The 16,788-nt window shown below is 65.4% G+C and carries 15 protein-coding genes and 1 tRNA gene; 14 read left to right on the top strand and 2 right to left on the bottom strand.

What is annotated here, in order from left to right; all coding sequences use genetic code 11:
• Positions 1-56: 56 nt before the first annotated feature.
• Complete coding sequence (locus LB523_RS23005) at positions 57-863, bottom strand: undecaprenyl-diphosphate phosphatase (RefSeq protein WP_140847887.1); 807 nt, start codon at positions 861-863, stop codon at positions 57-59.
• Between the two features lie 161 nt (positions 864-1,024).
• Here LB523_RS23005 and LB523_RS23000 point away from each other — a divergent pair, with 161 nt between their 5' ends.
• The 12 genes from LB523_RS23000 to LB523_RS22945 all read left to right on the top strand — a co-directional run bounded on the left by LB523_RS23000 (position 1,025) and on the right by LB523_RS22945 (position 13,237).
• Positions 1,025-1,717, top strand: coding sequence for a glutathione S-transferase family protein (locus LB523_RS23000; RefSeq protein ID WP_040986376.1), 693 nt, complete (start codon positions 1,025-1,027; stop codon positions 1,715-1,717).
• Complete coding sequence (gene queG / locus LB523_RS22995) at positions 1,698-2,849, top strand: tRNA epoxyqueuosine(34) reductase QueG (protein ID WP_224607233.1); 1,152 nt, start codon at positions 1,698-1,700, stop codon at positions 2,847-2,849. The genes LB523_RS23000 and queG overlap by 20 nt, the downstream gene beginning before the upstream one ends.
• 12 nt (positions 2,850-2,861) lie before the next feature.
• Positions 2,862-3,764 (top strand): SDR family oxidoreductase, encoded by a 903-nt coding sequence (locus tag LB523_RS22990; protein ID WP_224607229.1) that lies wholly within the window; start codon positions 2,862-2,864, stop codon positions 3,762-3,764.
• Positions 3,765-3,890: 126 nt separating this feature from the next.
• Positions 3,891-4,973 carry a penicillin-insensitive murein endopeptidase gene (gene mepA / locus LB523_RS22985; RefSeq protein WP_224607226.1) on the top strand — a complete coding sequence of 361 codons (1,083 nt, stop codon included), beginning with the start codon at positions 3,891-3,893 and terminating at the stop codon, positions 4,971-4,973.
• 213 nt (positions 4,974-5,186) lie between these two features.
• Positions 5,187-6,206 carry a glucokinase gene (locus LB523_RS22980; RefSeq protein ID WP_224607224.1) on the top strand — a complete coding sequence of 340 codons (1,020 nt, stop codon included), beginning with the start codon at positions 5,187-5,189 and terminating at the stop codon, positions 6,204-6,206.
• Between the two features lie 119 nt (positions 6,207-6,325).
• Positions 6,326-8,197, top strand: a complete 1,872-nt coding sequence (locus tag LB523_RS22975) for an ABC transporter ATP-binding protein (RefSeq protein ID WP_224607222.1) — start codon at positions 6,326-6,328, stop codon at positions 8,195-8,197.
• Positions 8,194-9,015: a 4-hydroxy-tetrahydrodipicolinate reductase gene (gene dapB / locus LB523_RS22970; protein ID WP_224607220.1), complete on the top strand. Its 822-nt coding sequence runs from the start codon at positions 8,194-8,196 to the stop codon at positions 9,013-9,015. The genes LB523_RS22975 and dapB overlap by 4 nt, the downstream gene beginning before the upstream one ends.
• Positions 9,016-9,046: 31 nt before the next feature.
• The gene (locus tag LB523_RS22965) at positions 9,047-9,667 is read left to right on the top strand and encodes a 2,3-bisphosphoglycerate-dependent phosphoglycerate mutase (RefSeq protein ID WP_224607218.1); all 621 of its coding nucleotides are present in this window, start codon (positions 9,047-9,049) and stop codon (positions 9,665-9,667) included.
• 452 nt (positions 9,668-10,119) lie between these two features.
• A tRNA-Leu gene (locus tag LB523_RS22960) sits at positions 10,120-10,204 on the top strand.
• 122 nt (positions 10,205-10,326) lie between these two features.
• Positions 10,327-11,049, top strand: a complete 723-nt coding sequence (locus LB523_RS22955) for a hypothetical protein (RefSeq protein WP_224607217.1) — start codon at positions 10,327-10,329, stop codon at positions 11,047-11,049.
• A gap of 88 nt (positions 11,050-11,137) precedes the next feature.
• A complete protein-coding gene (locus LB523_RS22950) occupies positions 11,138-12,805 on the top strand; it encodes an FAD-dependent oxidoreductase (RefSeq protein ID WP_224607215.1) in 1,668 nt (555 codons plus the stop codon).
• 123 nt (positions 12,806-12,928) lie between these two features.
• Positions 12,929-13,237, top strand: coding sequence for a UBP-type zinc finger domain-containing protein (locus LB523_RS22945; protein ID WP_224526116.1), 309 nt, complete (start codon positions 12,929-12,931; stop codon positions 13,235-13,237).
• Positions 13,238-13,271: 34 nt separating this feature from the next.
• Here LB523_RS22945 and LB523_RS22940 read toward each other — a convergent pair whose 3' ends face one another.
• Positions 13,272-13,454, bottom strand: coding sequence for a hypothetical protein (locus LB523_RS22940; protein ID WP_112128832.1), 183 nt, complete (start codon positions 13,452-13,454; stop codon positions 13,272-13,274).
• 568 nt (positions 13,455-14,022) lie between these two features.
• Between LB523_RS22940 and LB523_RS22935 the strand changes: the two genes are divergently transcribed.
• Positions 14,023-15,009, top strand: coding sequence for a Gfo/Idh/MocA family protein (locus LB523_RS22935; protein WP_224607213.1), 987 nt, complete (start codon positions 14,023-14,025; stop codon positions 15,007-15,009).
• 40 nt (positions 15,010-15,049) lie between these two features.
• The gene (locus LB523_RS22930) at positions 15,050-16,705 is read left to right on the top strand and encodes an FAD-binding dehydrogenase (RefSeq protein ID WP_224607210.1); all 1,656 of its coding nucleotides are present in this window, start codon (positions 15,050-15,052) and stop codon (positions 16,703-16,705) included.
• Positions 16,706-16,788 lie beyond the last annotated feature (83 nt).

Raw genomic sequence — 16,788 nt, 5'->3', positions numbered from 1 at the left:
GGGCAGAGGGGGGCGCGAAGGAACTCGACGAAGCAGTATAAGAGAGCGACCTCAGTTCACCCCCAGACCATCAGCGCCGCCAACCCGAGTCCTCCAACCACCAGCCGCCACCAGCCGAACAGCGAATAACCGTTGCGCGAGACGTAATCGAGCAGGAAGCGCACCACGATGAGCGCGGTGACGAAGGCGGCGATGAAGCCGACGGCGATGATCGGCAAATCGGCCGAGGTCAGCACGTTGCGGTTCTTGAAAAGATCGAAGGCGAAGGCGCCGACCATGGTCGGCATGGCGAGGAAGAAGGAGAATTCGGCCGCCGCGCGCTTGTCGACGCCCATCAGCAGCGCGCCGACGATGGTCGAGCCGGAGCGCGAGGTGCCGGGGATCAGCGACAGACACTGGAACAGGCCGATCTTGAGATAAACGCTCAACGGGAAGTCCTCGACATCATGGTGGACCGGCTTGAGGTTGATGCGGTCGACGATGAGCAGAACCACGCCGCCGATGATCAGCATGATGCAGATCAGCCGGGGCGATTCGAACAATATGGTCTTGATGAAATCATGCGCCAGCGCGCCGATGACGGCGGCCGGCAGGAAGGCGATCAGGATACCGACGACGAAATGCCGGGTCTGCGGATCGCTGGGCAGCTTGATCAGCATCTGCCACAGCTTGCTGAAATAGACGCTGAGGATCGCCAGGATCGCGCCGAGCTGGATCAGGATCTCGAAGGCCTTGCCGGTGGAGTGGAAGCCGAGGAAATGCCCGGCAAGCAGGATGTGGCCGGTCGAGGACACCGGGATGAACTCGGTCAGGCCCTCCAGCAACCCAAGCAGCAGCGCTTCGACGATGGTCTGGCTTTCCATGGCAACCTCTGCTTTTGAATGACGGCTAAGGGAAGGGCTTGCTTGTCATGGGGCGGAAGTCCCCCTATAGGTCGCAACACCATGACAGTCCCTGGAATCGGGCGGCCAAGACTTATCGGCGCTGACACCGATTCGCCAGTGCGCCTTTTCATCGCGGAACCATGCTGACGCTTTTCCATCATCCCATGTTTGCCACCTGCCGCTTCGTGCGCCTCGCTTTCGGCGAGTATGGCGAGGAGTTGGCGCTGATCGAGGAAAAGCCGTGGACGCGGCGCAAGGAGTTCCTGGCGCTGAACCCGGCCGGCACGCTGCCGATCCTGCTCGCCGAAGGCGACGTGCCGATCGTCGGCGCCATGGTGATCGCCGAATATCTCGACGAGACGCGCGGTGTCCTCAAGCGCGACAAGCGGCTGTTCGCTGAGGACCCGATGCAGCGCGCCGAAATCCGCCGGCTGACCGACTGGTATCTGGCGAAGGCTGAAAGCGAAGTGACCCGCCACCTGGTGCGCGAGCGCGTGCTGAAGCCGGTCATGCCGGAAACCGCCGGCGGCGGCTCGCCGGACTCGGCCGCGATCCGCGCCGCGCGCGCCAACATCCGCCAGCACATGAAATACACCAACTGGCTCGCCGGCACGCGCCATTGGCTGGCCGGCAACAAGGTGACCTATGCCGATCTTGCGGCGGCGGCGACGCTTTCGGTGCTCGATTATCTCGGCGAGATCGACTGGCGCGAACATGGCGCCGCGCGCGAATGGTACACGCGGGTGAAATCGCGGCCATCGTTCCGGCCGCTGCTCTCCGACCGGGTGCGCGGCCTTTCGCCGGTATCGCATTATGCGGACCTCGACTTCTGAAACCTTGCGCGCGCTGATCGAGGCGGAGGCGCGCCGCGCCGGCTTCGAGGCTGTCGCGGTGACCCGGCCGGACGCGATCCCGCTGGCGGCGGCAAGGCTCGCCGAATTCGTATCCGACGGTTTCCACGGCTCGATGGAGTGGATCGCCGACACTGTTCAGCGCCGCGCCGAACCCTCGACGCTGTGGCCGGAGGTGCGCTCCATCATCGTTCTCGCCATGAATTACGGCCCGGACCGCGACCCGCGCGATGTCCTCGAAAAGCGCGACCGCGGCGCGATCTCGGTCTATGCGCAGAACCGCGACTACCACGACGTGATGAAGGGCCGGCTGAAGGAGATCGCCGGCAAGATCGTGGCGAAGGCCGGCGGCGACGTGAAGGTGTTTGTCGATACAGCACCAGTGATGGAAAAGCCTCTTGCCGAAGCGGCGGGGCTCGGCTGGCAAGGCAAGCACACCAACCTGGTCAGCCGCGCGCATGGCTCGTGGCTGTTCCTCGGCACGATCTTCACCACGGCCGAGCTGGAGCCGGACCAGCCCGAAATCGACCATTGCGGCTCCTGCCGAGCCTGCCTGGACGTCTGCCCGACCGGCGCGTTCCCCGCGCCCTACCGGCTCGATGCGCGGCGCTGCATTTCCTACCTGACCATCGAGAACAAGGGGCCGATCCCGCGCGAGTTCCGCGACAAGATCGGCAACCGCATCTATGGCTGCGACGATTGCCTGGCGGCCTGTCCGTGGAACAAGTTCGCCAGCGCGGCGTCCGAGGCAAAGCTGGCCGCGCGCGCCGATCTGCGCGAGCCGCCGCTTTCGGAGCTGCTCGCGCTCGACGACGCGGCGTTCCGCGCTTTCTTCTCTGGCTCGCCGATCAAGCGCATCGGCCGCGACCGCTTTGTCCGCAACGTGCTGATTGCCGCCGGCAATTCGGACGACGCCTCGCTAACGCCTATTGTGCATCACCTGCTCGACGACGCCTCGCCGCTGGTGCGGGGTGCGGCAATCTGGGCCCTGTCGCGACTGCTCTCCGACCGCGAATTTGGCGATCTTGCCGCCACAGCTGCGAAAGCCGAGACGGATGCGACGGTCCGCGAGGAATGGCTGGCGGCGCCGGCATATCCGGCGAAGGCCGATTGAAGGGGTTCATCGATGGGCGAAAGACGCTTCTTCATCTTCGGCGCCGGCTATTCCGGCAAGGCTTTCGCGCGGGCCAATGACCGGCGCGCTCCGGTCTGCGGCACGACGCGGGCGCAGGAAAAGTTCGAGGTGCTGCGATCGGCCGGGATCGAGCCGCTACAATTCGATGGCGCGCTCTCGCCCGAGGTCAGCGATGCGCTCGCAAGGACCACGCATCTCATCGTCTCGATCGCTCCCGACGAGGCCGGCGACCCGGTGCTCAACGCCGCCAGCGAGACGATCCGGGCAAAGATGCCGGCGCTGGAATGGATCGGCTATCTCTCGACCGTCGGCGTCTATGGCGACCATGGCGGCGCCTGGGTGGACGAGACCAGCGCGTGCCGGCCGGTGTCGAAGCGCTCGATGATGCGGGTGGCGGCCGAACAGGAATGGCTGAAGCTTGGCCGGGCGATCGGCAAACCGGTGGCGATCCTGCGGCTTTCCGGGATCTATGGACCCGGCCGCAACGCGCTGTCCAATCTCGAGGACGGGACGGCGCGGCGGCTGGTCAAGCCGGGACAGGTGTTCAACCGCATCCATTGCGACGACATCGCCGGGGCGCTCTGGCTTCTGTCGGAAAACAATCTCGGCGGCATTTTCAACGTCACCGATGACGAGCCGGCGCCGCCGCAGGACGTCGTGGCTTACGCCGCCGGGCTGATGGGGATCGAGCCGCCGCCCGAAATTCCTTTTGAGACCGCCCAACTTTCGCCCATGGCGCGGTCTTTCTATGGCGAGAACAAGCGCGTCGCGAATCAGGCGATCAAGGCGGCCGGCTACCGCTTCCGGTTTCCCAACTACCGGGTGGCGCTGGAGCGGATGTGGGCCGAGGGCAACTGGCGGGACGGAGCGCCGCGCAGCCCGATGCGAGGATGATGCCGGTGAAGGACGATCATCTTCTACTGCTTTGATCGATGTGGGACGCGCGGCGTGGTATGATTCGTTCCTGATCAGATCGCTTGACGCGCGGCAAACGGATAGACTGGAGAGGGACCCAGCCTGATGAATTTGCGATCGCTGCCTGACCGCAAGCCGTTCCTGACCGCCGCGCTGGCGCTGGTGGCGCTCGCCGCGCTGGCGGCTGTCGCTATTTCGGCCGAACCTCGTGCCAAGGAGTTGTTCGGCGCCCGAAAACTGCCGGCCGTGGCGCCCGCGCAATCCTTCGGTTTCTATTCGAAAGGCTGCTTCACCGGTGGCGTCGCGCTGCCGATGGACGGCCCGACCTGGGAAGTGATGCGCCCGTCGCGCAACCGGCGCTGGGGTCATCCGGCAATGATCGCGCTGATCGAGAAGCTTTCGCGCGATGCCCAGGCGGATGGCTGGCCGGGGCTTCTGGTCGGCGATGTCTCGCAGCCGCGCGGCGGACCGATGATGACCGGCCACGCCTCGCACCAGATCGGGCTCGACGCCGATATCTGGCTGACGCCGATGCCGAAGCGGCCGCTGACCATCGCGCAGCGCGAGACCATGAGCGCGACGCTGATGGTCGACGAAAAAACGCATCTGGTGAAGGACGCGCTGTGGACGCCGGCGCATACGCGGCTTTTGAAGCGCGCGGCGAGCTATCCTGAGGTCGAGCGCATCCTGGTCAATCCCGGCATCAAGAAGAAGCTCTGCGACACCGTCACCGGCGACCGCTCCTGGCTGCGCAAGATCCGGCCGTTCTGGGGCCACGACTATCATTTCCATATGCGCATCGGCTGTCAGCCGGGCTCGCCCTTCTGCAAGGGGCAAGAGACGACGCCGGACGACGATGGCTGCGGCAAGCCGCTGGCCTGGTGGTTCACCGAGGAGCCGTGGCGGCCGAACAAGAATCCGGATGCGCCCAAGGCGCGCGACCTGATGACGATGGCCAACCTGCCCAAGCAGTGCCAGGACGTGGTCAACGCACCGGACGCGCCCTCGCTGGAGGCCGTGACCTATCATGGCGGCGGCGATGCCGCGGCGGCCGTGGCCGAACCGCAGCCGACCGAGCCGGCGGAAACGATCTCCAGCGGCAACGCCGCGATCCCGGCGGCGGCAAGCGCTTTCGCGCCGACGCCAAAGATCGGCATCCCGCTGCCAAGGCCAAGGCCCGGGAACTAGTGCGTTTCACCGTTTCACGAAGCGGCGAAACGCCCTATCTCTTCGCTTTGACGCAATTCCGGACGGAAAGCTACGGCGCGGGCGCCGAGCCTAACCGCTCTCACTTTTCCTGGAATTGTTCTAAGGCGCAAGCGGGCTTCCCCTTTGCGGGGTCATGCGCTAGTCAATCGATTGAAACGGCGCAGCGGCGCCGCAACGAGGACGATCAAAAGCATGGCAGGCGAAGACGAGAAGGGACTGCGGTTTCCGGTCCTGATCGGCGATATTGGCGGCACCAATGCGCGCTTCTCGATCGTGCTCGACGCCAATTCGGAAGCCACCGAGCCGCAGATCGTCCAGACGGCGAATTTCAAGACCATCGACGAGGCGATCCAGGCGGCGGTGCTCGACCGCTCGTCCATCCAGCCGAACTCGGCGGTGCTGGCGATCGCCGGGCCGGTTGACGGCGACGAGATCCCGCTCACCAACTGCCCCTGGGTCGTGAGGCCCCGGCAGATGCTTGCCAATCTGGGTCTGGGCGAGGTCGTCGTGCTCAACGATTTCGAGGCGCAGGCGCTGGCCGTGGTGGCGCTCGGCGAAGAGCATATGGAAAAGATCGGCGGCGGCACGCCGGAACCCAATGCGAGCCGGGTTGTGCTCGGTCCCGGAACGGGTCTCGGCGTCGCCGGGCTGATCTATGCGCTCGACCATTGGATACCGGTACCGGGCGAGGGCGGGCATATGGACATCGGCCCGCGCACGCCGCGCGACTTCGAAGTGTTCCCGCATATCGACAAGCTCGAGGGCCGCATATCCGGCGAGCAGATCCTGTGCGGACGTGGGCTCGTCAACGTCTACCGCGCCGTGGCCAGCACGGACGGCAAGCCGACGCCCTTGACCACGCCGGCCGAGGTCACGGCGGCGGCGCTTTCGAAATCCGATCCGGTGGCCGAGGAGGCGCTGGCGCTGTTCGTCACCTGCCTCGGCCGCACCGCGGGCGACCTGGCGCTGGTGTTCATGGGCCGCGGCGGCGTGTTCCTGACCGGCGGCATCGCGCAAAAGATCGTGCCGGCGCTCAAAGCGGGCAATTTCCGCGCTGCGTTCGAGGACAAGGCGCCGCACCGCGCGCTGATGCGCGAAATGCCGGTCTACGTCATCACCCATCCGCTGGCGGCGCTGCTCGGGCTTGCCGCCTATGCCAGGACGCCTTCGCTGTTCGGCGTGCGGACGGCGGGGCGGCACTGGCGGGCGTGATCGCTCCGGCGCTCGGGACGGCGCGACGAAGTTTCGCCATAGGCAAGCCGTAGCCGGGGCGCTAAGAGGGTGCGAAAAAGGCGTCCTGACGTTTACGAGAACCCACGAAGCGCTTCGATTTGACACTTCAAAATCCAAACAAGGCAAAAAGCCGGTCCGCCGAGGTCACGGCGGTGCTGCGCCGTATCGTCGCTGAAAACGGCTATGACCATCGCTGGTCCTATGCGGTCGTCATCGTCTGCTCGCTGCTGGTTTCGGGCGCGACCGCCTTCTCGGCCTGGGTCATGGCCCCGATGGTCAATCAAATCTTCTACGAACGGAGCAGCGGCGCCGTCTGGTGGATTTGCGCCGGCTTCATGGGCGCCTTCCTCGTGCGCGGCTTTGCCGGTTACGGCCAGGCGGTGATGTTAGCCACGATCGGCAACAATCTCGTCGCCCGGTACCAGAAACGCTGTTTCGACCAACTGATGAAGCTCGGCGTCAATTTCTTCAACGATACGCGTTCCGGGCGCCTGGCGGCGCAGCTGGACGAGAATGTCGGCGGCATTCGCGACCTGCTGTCGCTGACCTTGATTTCGATCACCCGCGACGCGGTGACGCTGATCGGCCTAGTCTGCCTGATGGTCTACCAGGATCCGGTGCTGTCGCTCAGCTCGCTGCTGATCGGACCGCCGCTGATCTGGGCCGTCGTCTACATCACCCGCCGGGTGCGCAAGATCAACCGCGAATCCGTGCTGATCAACTCGCGGCTGAGCGGCTCGGTGCAGGAGGCAGTTCAAGGCATCGCCATCGTCAAGGCCTTCACCATGGAAGACGAGCTGGCCCGCCGCATCGGCATCATGGCCGATACGGCCGAGCAGCGCAGCAACAAGATCGCCCGCGTCTCCGAGCGGCTGTCGCCGATTTCCGACATGCTGGCCGGTCTCGCCGTTACCGCCGTCATCGCCTATTCCGGCTATCGGGCATTGTATCTCGGCCAACCGCCGGGCGCGGTGTTTTCCTTCATCACCGCGCTGATTCTTGCCTATGATCCGGCGCGGCGCCTGGCGCGCATGCAGGTCACGATGGAACGCGCGCTGGTCAATGCGCGCATGATCTACGAGCTGCTCGACCTCGAGCCGAAGCAGGGCGACGCGCCCGACGCGGTTGAGGCGAAGATCACCACCGGCGAGGTGCGCTTCAACAATGTGACGTTCGGCTACAGCGCCGACATGCCGGTGCTGCGAAACCTGAGCTTCACCGCTGCCGCCGGCAAGGTGACGGCGATCGTCGGCGCCTCGGGCGCCGGCAAGTCGACGCTGGTGGCGCTGCTGCAGCGCTTCTACGACGTCGACCAGGGCTCGATCGAAGTCGACGGCCAGGATATCTCGAAGGTGACGAAGCGGTCACTGCGCCAATCGATCGCCTATGTCTCGCAGGCGCCTTATCTGTTCGAAGGCACGATCCGCGACAACATCCGCTACGGCCGGCTGTCGGCCACCGACGCCGAGATCGAGCAGGCGGCGAAACAGGCGGCCGCCGACGATTTCATCCGCCAGCAGCCGCAAGGCTACGACACGCCGGTCGGCGAGAACGGCGTGACGCTGTCGGGCGGCCAGCGCCAGCGCGTCTCGATCGCGCGCGCCATCGTGCGCCAGGCGCCCATCCTTCTGCTCGACGAAGCGACCTCGGCGCTCGACAACGAGGCGGAAGCGCGCGTGCAGGAAGCGCTGACCCATGTCATGGAAGGCCGCACCACCATCGTGATCGCTCACCGGCTGTCGACCGTGGTCAATGCCGACCGCATCATCGTGCTGGAAGAGGGGCGGCTGGTCGAGGAAGGCACGCACGCGACGCTGATGGCCGACCCGCACAGCATCTATGCCCGCTTCCATCGGATACAGGGCAAGAAGGGGCTGGGGCTTGTCGACGACGTCAAGGCAAGCCAGACTTCGGCCCAAACTCCCGCATCGCGCAGCCGCGCCAAGAAGACCGTCAGGAGAAGCGCATGAGTGAAGCCGGCGATATGGGCCTGGTGGTGGTGGGCGCCGCCGGCCGCATGGGCCAGACGCTGATCCGCGCCATCCACTCCATGCCCGGCGCGCGCGTCGCCGCCGCGATCGAGCGACCGGACTCGCCCCATCTCGGCAAGGATGCGGGCGAGCTCGCCGGCATCGGCATCATCAACGTGCCGATCGTCGACGACCCGCTGCCGGCCTTCGCCAAGGCCGACGGCGTGCTCGATTTCACGGCGCCCGCGGCAAGCGTCGAATTCGCCGGCTATGCCGCGCAGGCGCGCATCGTCCATGTCATCGGCACCACCGGCTGCTCGGCCGACGACAACGCGAAGATCGCCGCCGCCGCGCGCCATGCCACGATCGTCAAATCCGGCAATATGAGCCTCGGCGTCAATCTGCTGGCGGTGCTGGTCGAGCAGGCTGCGAAGGCGCTCGATTCCGACGATTTCGACATCGAGATCCTGGAGATGCATCACCGTCACAAGGTCGACGCGCCGTCCGGCACGGCGCTGCTGCTCGGCGAGGCTGCTGCGAAAGGGCGCGGCATCGATCTTGCCGGCAACAGCGTGCGGGTGCGCGACGGCCATACCGGAGTGCGCAAGGCCGGCTCCATCGGCTTCGCAACGCTGCGCGGCGGCTCCGTCGTCGGCGACCACAGCGTGATCTTGGCCGGCACCGGCGAGCGCATCACGCTTTCCCACCATGCCGAGGACCGGGCGATCTTCGCGCGCGGCGCCGTGAAAGCCGCGCTTTGGGCCCGCGCGAAGAAGCCGGGGCTTTATTCCATGCGGGACGTGCTCGGCCTGAGCTGATCCCGATCCAAACCATTCCATAGGAGCAAACATGTCGGGAACTCTCGTGCTCGTGCGCCACGGCCAGAGCGAATGGAACCTGAAGAACCTGTTCACCGGCTGGCGCGATGTCGACCTGACCGACCAGGGCACCGCCGAAGCACTCGCGGCCGGCGAAAAGCTCAAGGCGCGCGGCCTGAAATTCGACATCGCCTACACCTCTGCCTTGAAGCGGGCGCAGGTGACCTGCCAGCACATCCTCGACATCGTCGGCCAGAGCGACCTGAAGACGATCCGCGACCAGGCGCTCAACGAGCGCGACTATGGCGACCTCTCCGGCCTCAACAAGGATGATGCGCGCAAGAAATGGGGCGAGGAGCAGGTGCATATCTGGCGCCGCTCCTACGACATCGCGCCGCCCGGCGGCGAAAGCCTGAAGGATACCGGCGCGCGCGTGTGGCCCTATTACCTGCACGAGGTGCAGCCGCATGTGCTGCGCGGCGAGACCGTGCTGGTCGCCGCGCACGGCAATTCGTTGCGCGCGCTGATCATGGCGCTGGACGGCAAGAGCGGCGAGGAGATCGTCAAGCTCGAGCTCGGCACCGGCGTGCCGGTGATCTACAAGCTCAACGCCGATTCCACCGTGGCGAAGAAAGAAGTGCTGGAGGGGTGAGCTTCCTTCTCCCCGTTCACGCTACGGCATGCGCACATTTCCAAGCGGGCTGGCCTTTGGCGATAGCGTGCATGGCAGCTTGGCGCATGCATTGTCTTATGTAGCGCTGGTCGACCCCCACTCCGTCTCGGCTTCGCCGAGCCACCTCTCCCCCGATCGACGGGGTAGAGGAAAGGCGCCAAGCCTTTTGCCGTCAACGCCCGTCCAGCAACACTCCCTTCCTTTCCCTCCGGAGGGGGGAAAGGTGGCGCTGCGAAGCAGCGACGGATTGGGGGAACCACGTGGCAATGAAGCCTCGGCCCGATCAGTCGCGCCAGGCACAGAGTACGTGTGCATAGCGTAGCCCGCTCACGAGGAGAAAATACCCGGCAGGGCAATGAGGGGCAGCGCGGCCATCGACGAAAAAACCGCGTTGACACACACCGTTTGCCCGCTTACTAGAGCGCCCACCAGCCCAGATGGCGGAATTGGTAGACGCGCACGGTTCAGGTCCGTGTTCCGCAAGGAGTGGAGGTTCGAGTCCTCTTCTGGGCACCAAATTCCCGTTTCAGACGATCTGACGCGATGAGCAAAAAAGCCCGGATTTTCCGGGCTTTTTTGTGTCCCGCAACTCATCTCGCGTTGAACCGTTCCTATCTTGCCGGCTAACCCGAGGTTCCATGATGCCCGCGCCGTTCAAGGAGTGGAAGGTTCTGCCGCATGGCAGGCTCTCTCCTGTCGACGACGATATTCTGACGGTGACCGGCGACATACCGATGCCGGTTGGCAACATGAAACGGCGCATGACCGTGGTCCGACTGCGCGACCGGCGGCTTGTCATCTTCAGCGCCATCGCGCTCGACGACGAACAGATGCGCGAGATCGAGGCCTTCGGCCAGCCGGCCGTCTTGGTCGTCCCTAATGATCATCACCGGCTCGATGCAAAGCCATGGAAGGATCGCTATCCCACCCTTCAGGTGATTGCACCGGCGGGCGCACTCAACAGCGTCGAGAAGGCGGTACATGTCGATGCGGCGCGCGGCGACTTTGGGGATCCCGACGTCAAGCTCGTCACCGTACCCGGAACCCGTGATCGCGAAGCGGCGTTGCAAATTGACGGAACGAACGGCACGACGCTCGTTCTCAACGATATCGTCGGCAACATCCGCGGCGCATCCGGCTTTGCAGGCTGGGCATTGCGCATGATGGGATTTGCCGGTGATGAGCCGCATATACCCTGGCCGGTCAAGCTGACGATGGTCCGCGACAAGGCGGCACTCGCGGCGCAATTGAGACAATGGGCCGAACAGCCGGCGCTCAAGCGCATCCTTGTCTCGCATGGCTCAGTCATCACCGAGGATCCGCGCGGGACGCTGCGCAAGCTGGCGACGTCGCTCGGATAGATGAAAGCATAGCGACCAACCTCTCCTTCCGGCCAGTCTCCCAACAAAGCGCTTCAAACCCGGCCTCGACGACGCTACGGTCCGCCCCATGGCCCCTTCCGTCAGCCCGACCATCGCCGCGCGCCGCGACCAGATGTTTCCGATCCTCACCGACGCGGACATCGAACGCATGCGCCGCTTCGGCGAGGCGCGCGCCTATGCCGCCGGCGATCACATCGTGACGGCCGGCACGGTCTCGCCCGGGGTGATCCTCATCCTGTCGGGCAAGGTCGATATCACCCAGGCCGGCGGGCTTGGCCCGCGCGAGGCGATCATCAGCTATAGTGCCGGCAATTTCGTCGGCGAGCTGGCGCAATTGTCGAACCGGCCGTCGCTGGTCAATGCCGAGGCGGACGGACCGGTCGAGGCTATCGTCATCCCCTCGCAGCGCCTGCGCGATCTGATGGTGCAGGAGGCCAATCTCGGCGAGCGCGTCATGCGGGCGCTGATCCTGCGCCGGGTCGGCCTGCTCGAAAGCGGCACCAGCGGGCCGGTCGTCATCGGCCCGCCCGGCAATGGCGACGTGCTGCGGCTGCAGGGCTTTCTGCGGCGCAGCGGCCTGCCGCATCGGGCGCTCGATTCCGACACCGACCCTTGCGCCAAAACGCTGATCGAGCGTTTCCATGTCGACCCGCACCATCTGCCGATCGTGCTCTGCCCCAACGGCAAGCTGATGCACAATCCGGGCGAGACCGAGCTTGCCCGCTGCGTCGGCCTGCTGCGGCCGATCGATGCCGAAAAAATCTATGACGTGGCGATCGTCGGCGCCGGGCCGGCGGGGCTGGCAGCCGCTGTCTATGCCGCTTCCGAAGGGCTGTCGACCATCGTGCTCGATTGCCGCGCCTTCGGCGGACAGGCGGGCGCCTCGGCCCGCATCGAAAACTATCTCGGCTTCCCGACCGGAATCACCGGCATGGCGCTGATGGCGCGCGCCTATAACCAGGCGCAGAAATTCGGCGTCGAGATGGTGATCCCCGACGAGGCGAAGCTGCTGGACGACGCTACCGACGGCGCCCGCTACCGGTTGGCCCTCGGCGATGGCGAAACGGTGCGCGCACGCGCGGTGGTGATCGCCAGCGGCGCGCGCTACCGCCGCCTCGATATCGCCAACCTCGCGCAATTCGAGGGGACCTCGGTGCATTACTGGGCCTCGCCGATCGAGGCACGGCTTTGCCAGGACCAGGAAGTGGCGCTGGTCGGCGCCGGCAATTCGGCGGGACAGGCGGCTGTCTATCTGGCGAGCCAGGTGCGCAAGGTGACGCTGCTGGCGCGCCGCGACAGCCTCGACGCCACCATGTCGCGCTATCTGGTCGAGCGCATCGCGGCGCAGCCCAACATCGAGGTGCTGACCGAGACCGAGGTCGCGGCGCTGGAGGGCAGCGAAGGCAAACTCGAGCAGCTGCACTGGCGCAACCGGGCGACCGGCGAGGAGACGACGCGCGCCATCCGCCACCTCTTCCTGTTCATCGGCGCCGACCCGAACACCGACTGGCTGGCGAACTGCAACGTGGCGCTGGACGCCAAGGGTTTCGTGCGCACCGGGCCGGACACGACACCGGGGCACGGGCTGATGGAGACCAGCCGCAGCGGCGTGTTCGCCATCGGCGATGTGCGCTGCGGCTCGACCAAGCGCGTTGCTGCCGCCGTCGGCGAAGGCGCCCAGGTGGTTGCGGCGCTGCATGCCTATCTGGCGCGGGACGGCGCCGCTAGACCATGATGGCGGTTCGTTGAATCGCCATCACGGTCCAACTCTTGTTGGAGCATGATCTTTCTCCGGAAACCGGTTCCCACTTTTCGGGATCATGCTCTAGAACCAACAGGCCAAACCGCCCAGGAGACCATGATGGACGAATGCAGGCATACGAAGGACATCAAAAAGGTCACGCCGAGCGCGCTCGGCTGCGAGGAATGCCTGAAGAGCGGCTCCTGGTGGGTGCATCTGAGGCTCTGCCGGACCTGCGGTCATGTCGGCTGCTGCGACGACTCGCCCAACCGCCACGCGACAAAGCATTTCCATGCCACGCAGCATCCGATCATAGAGGGCTACGACCCACCGGAAGGCTGGGGCTGGTGCTTCGTCGACGAGGTGTTCATCGATCTCGGCGACGACACGACGCCGCAGAACGGCCCGATCCCGAAGTTTGTTTGACGGTGCAGGGCAAGCCGGCCGGGCGACGCCTTGTTCAGCGCACCGAACTCGTGACGGTCGGATCGACGGCATCGGGCACGGATTTGCGCTCATTGCCGGCGAAGATGCCGATGAGGAGAAGGCTGAGCACAACCGGCACAAACAGGATGGCGACGCGCGCCTGCACGTAAAAGATGGCACGCCATTCGTTTCGCTTTTCGGGGCTATCGTTCATCATGCTCGCTCTGTTGTGCCTCCCAGGGAGGGGACATAGAGACGAAGCGTTAAACATCTCCTTCCGATTCGGTTAACGCGGGAGGTCTGCTGCAATCGCAAAGGGCAGCGCTGCCCCCTCTCCGTCCGCTGCGCGGTCAACTCTCCCCACTTCGTCTACGCTATGCACACATCTTCTGTGAGTGACTGGCGAGGCCGAGGCTTGATTGCCAGGTGGTTCCCCCAATCCGTCGCTGCTTCGCAGCGCCACCTTTCCCCCCTCCGGAGGGAAAGGAAGGGAGCGTTGCTGGACGAGCGTTGACGGCAAAAGGCTTGGCGCCTTTCCTCTACCCCGTCGATCGGGGGAGAGGTGGCTCGGCGAAGCCGAGACGGAGTGGGGGTCAACCAGCGCTGCATAAGACAAGGCATGCGCCAAGCTGCCATGCACGCCGTCGCCAAGACCAGCCGCTTGGAAATGTGTGCATGCCGTAGCCCACTGCGTGAGGCGAGGAACGGCGGGCCGCCTCACGCATTGGCTTTTCCGCCGATTTCAGGCAAACCTCGTCGCTTGTAAACCGACACGGAGAAGCGTGATGTTCCGATGGGGTGTTCTGTCGACGGCGAAGATCGGCCGCGAGCAGCTTTTGCCGGCAATCGTGGAGTCGGAGAACGGTGTCCTGTCGGCGATCGCCAGCCGCGACCTGTCGAAGGCCAAGGCGCTGGGCGAGCGTTTCGGCGCCCGTCATGCCTTCGGCTCCTATGAGGAACTGCTCGCCTCCGAGGAGGTCGACGGCGTCTACATCCCGCTGCCGACATCGCAGCATGTCGAATGGACGGCGAAAGCGATCGAGGCCGGAAAACATGTGCTGGTTGAGAAGCCGCTGGCGCTCGACGCCAAGGACATTCCGCCGCTGATCAGGCTGCGCGATGAGAAGAAGGTGCTGGTCTGCGAGGCCTTCATGGTCGTCTATCACCCGCAATGGATCAAGGTGCGCGACCTGATCGCAAGCGGCGCCATCGGCCGGCTGCGCCATGTGCAGGGCGCGTTTTCCTATTACAATGTCGACCCCAAGAACATGCGCAACCAGCTCGATCTCGGCGGCGGCGCGCTGCCTGACATCGGCGTCTATCCGGCCGTGTCGACGCGCTTTTCGACCGGCAAGGAGCCGCTGCGGGTGCAGGCGACGATCGAGCGCGACAAGACTTTCGGCACCGACATCTATTCCTCGATCCGAGCCGATTTCGGCGATTTCGAGCTGTCCTTCTACCTGTCGACGCAGATGGCGGCGCGGCAGGTGATGGTATTCCACGGCGAGAAGGGCTTCATCGAGGTCTTCGCCCCGTTCAATGCCGGGCTCTACGATCACCACCGCATCGAGCTGCACAACCAGAACCACAGCGAGGCGCAGGTGTTCCGCTTCCCAGGCACGCAGCAATACAGGCTGGAGTGCGAAGCCTTCGTGCGCGCCGCCCAGGGCGGCAAGGACCGCGTCTTCACGCTGGAGGAATCGGTGCTCAACCAGAAAGTCATCGACGCCATCTTCCGCGCCGGTGACAAAGACGGCTGGGAGCCCGTCTGAGGCTTTGCAATAAGTTTGCCGGCTGATCCTGGGAGGGAAAATGGCTGACGCGGACGTGATCATTGTCGGCGCGGGGCTGGCCGGCCTCGTCGCCGCGACGGAGGTGGCGGAGGCCGGCAAGAAAATCATCATCGTCGACCAGGAGCCGGAACAGTCGCTGGGCGGCCAGGCCTTCTGGTCATTCGGCGGGTTGTTCCTGGTCGATTCGCCGGAGCAGCGGCGCATGCGCATCCGCGATTCCCACGACCTCGCGCTCGAGGACTGGATGGGCACCGCCGCCTTCGACCGTCCGGAGGATTTCTGGCCGCGCAAATGGGCTGAGGCTTATGTCGGCTTCGCCGCGGGCGAGAAGCGCTCCTGGCTGCTCGAGCGCGGCCTGAAATTCTTCCCCGTGGTCGGCTGGGCCGAGCGCGGCGGCGGCAATGCCGTCGGCCACGGCAATTCGGTGCCGCGCTTCCACATCACCTGGGGCACCGGGCCTGGCGTGCTCGAACCTTTCGTGCTGCGCGTGCGCGAGGCGCAGAAGCGCGGGCTGGTCGAGTTCAGGTTCCGCCACCGGGTCAACGAGATCATCCGCACCGGCGATACAGTGACGGGCGTGCGCGGCGATGTGCTGGAACCGAGCAGCGTCGAGCGCGGCCGCAAGAGCGCGCGCGCCGCGACCGGCGCGTTCGAGCTTCACGCGCAAGCGGTGATCGTCGCTTCCGGCGGCATCGGCGGCAATCACGAGCTGGTGCGCCAGAACTGGCCGCAGCGGCTGGGCGCGCCGCCGAAGCGGATGATCACCGGCGTGCCGGACCATGTCGACGGCCGCATGCTGGCGATCACCGAGGCCGCCGGCGGAAGGGTCATCAATCGCGACCGCATGTGGCACTATGTCGAGGGCATCAGGAACTGGGCGCCGAACTGGACCGAGCACGCGATCCGCATCCTACCCGGCCCCTCCTCGCTTTGGCTCGACGCGCGCGGCAAAAGGCTGCCGGCGCCGCTCTATCCGGGCTTCGACACGCTGGGCACGCTCAGCCACATCATGAGCACCGGCTTCGATTATTCCTGGTTCATCCTGACCAAGAAGATCATCCAGAAGGAGTTCGCGCTGTCGGGCTCCGAGCAGAACCCGGACCTCACCGGCAAAAGCTGGCGGCAGGTGCTGGGCCGCGCGACATCAGGTATTCCCGGCCCGGTGAAAGCGTTCATGGACAAGGGCGAGGATTTCATCGTCGAGGCCGATCTTGCGAAACTGGTGGCGCGCATGAACGCGCTGGCCGGCGGCGAGCCGCTGCTGGACGTCGCCCAAATCGAGCGCGAGATTCGCGCCCGCGACATGCAGCTCGACAATCCGTTCTCCAAGGATGCGCAGATCACCGCGCTGCGCGGTGCGCGCTCCTATCTCGGCGACAGGCTGATCCGCACCGCCAAGCCGCACAAGATGCTCGATCCGGCGAACGGCCCGCTGATCGCGGTGCGCCTCAACATCCTGACCCGCAAGACGCTGGGCGGGCTGCAGACCAACCTCGATAGCCGCGTGCTCAATGCCGCCGGCCAGCCGGTGCCGGGGCTCTACGCGGTCGGCGAGGTGGCCGGCTTCGGCGGCGGCGGCGTGCATGGCTATGCGGCGCTGGAAGGCACGTTTCTCGGCGGCTGCATTTTTTCGGGGCGCAGCGCAGGGCGGGCGGCGGCGAAGGCGGTCGCCTGAGCGGTTATCCCCCCTTGAGGTGGTTTAGGGGGAAATTTTTTGTGTCCACGCGAATCCTTTGACCCGCACGAAACGTCTTCCTC

The organism is Mesorhizobium sp. ESP-6-4, assembly GCF_020164735.1.
In the GTDB taxonomy this organism is placed as follows: domain Bacteria; phylum Pseudomonadota; class Alphaproteobacteria; order Rhizobiales; family Rhizobiaceae; genus Mesorhizobium.
Note: the sequence above shows the minus strand (reverse complement) of the source record. Positions and strands in the feature narration are given on the sequence as shown.

Coding starts and splice junctions, on each gene's coding strand:
- LB523_RS23005 (WP_140847887.1), bottom strand. CDS start 863: ATGGAAAGCCAGACCATCGTCGAAGCGCTGCTGCTTGGGTTGCTGGAG.
- LB523_RS23000 (WP_040986376.1), top strand. CDS start 1,025: ATGCTGACGCTTTTCCATCATCCCATGTTTGCCACCTGCCGCTTCGTG.
- queG (WP_224607233.1), top strand. CDS start 1,698: ATGCGGACCTCGACTTCTGAAACCTTGCGCGCGCTGATCGAGGCGGAG.
- LB523_RS22990 (WP_224607229.1), top strand. CDS start 2,862: ATGGGCGAAAGACGCTTCTTCATCTTCGGCGCCGGCTATTCCGGCAAG.
- mepA (WP_224607226.1), top strand. CDS start 3,891: ATGAATTTGCGATCGCTGCCTGACCGCAAGCCGTTCCTGACCGCCGCG.
- LB523_RS22980 (WP_224607224.1), top strand. CDS start 5,187: ATGGCAGGCGAAGACGAGAAGGGACTGCGGTTTCCGGTCCTGATCGGC.
- dapB (WP_224607220.1), top strand. CDS start 8,194: ATGAGTGAAGCCGGCGATATGGGCCTGGTGGTGGTGGGCGCCGCCGGC.
- LB523_RS22965 (WP_224607218.1), top strand. CDS start 9,047: ATGTCGGGAACTCTCGTGCTCGTGCGCCACGGCCAGAGCGAATGGAAC.
- LB523_RS22955 (WP_224607217.1), top strand. CDS start 10,327: ATGATGCCCGCGCCGTTCAAGGAGTGGAAGGTTCTGCCGCATGGCAGG.
- LB523_RS22950 (WP_224607215.1), top strand. CDS start 11,138: ATGGCCCCTTCCGTCAGCCCGACCATCGCCGCGCGCCGCGACCAGATG.
- LB523_RS22945 (WP_224526116.1), top strand. CDS start 12,929: ATGATGGACGAATGCAGGCATACGAAGGACATCAAAAAGGTCACGCCG.
- LB523_RS22940 (WP_112128832.1), bottom strand. CDS start 13,454: ATGATGAACGATAGCCCCGAAAAGCGAAACGAATGGCGTGCCATCTTT.
- LB523_RS22935 (WP_224607213.1), top strand. CDS start 14,023: ATGTTCCGATGGGGTGTTCTGTCGACGGCGAAGATCGGCCGCGAGCAG.
- LB523_RS22930 (WP_224607210.1), top strand. CDS start 15,050: ATGGCTGACGCGGACGTGATCATTGTCGGCGCGGGGCTGGCCGGCCTC.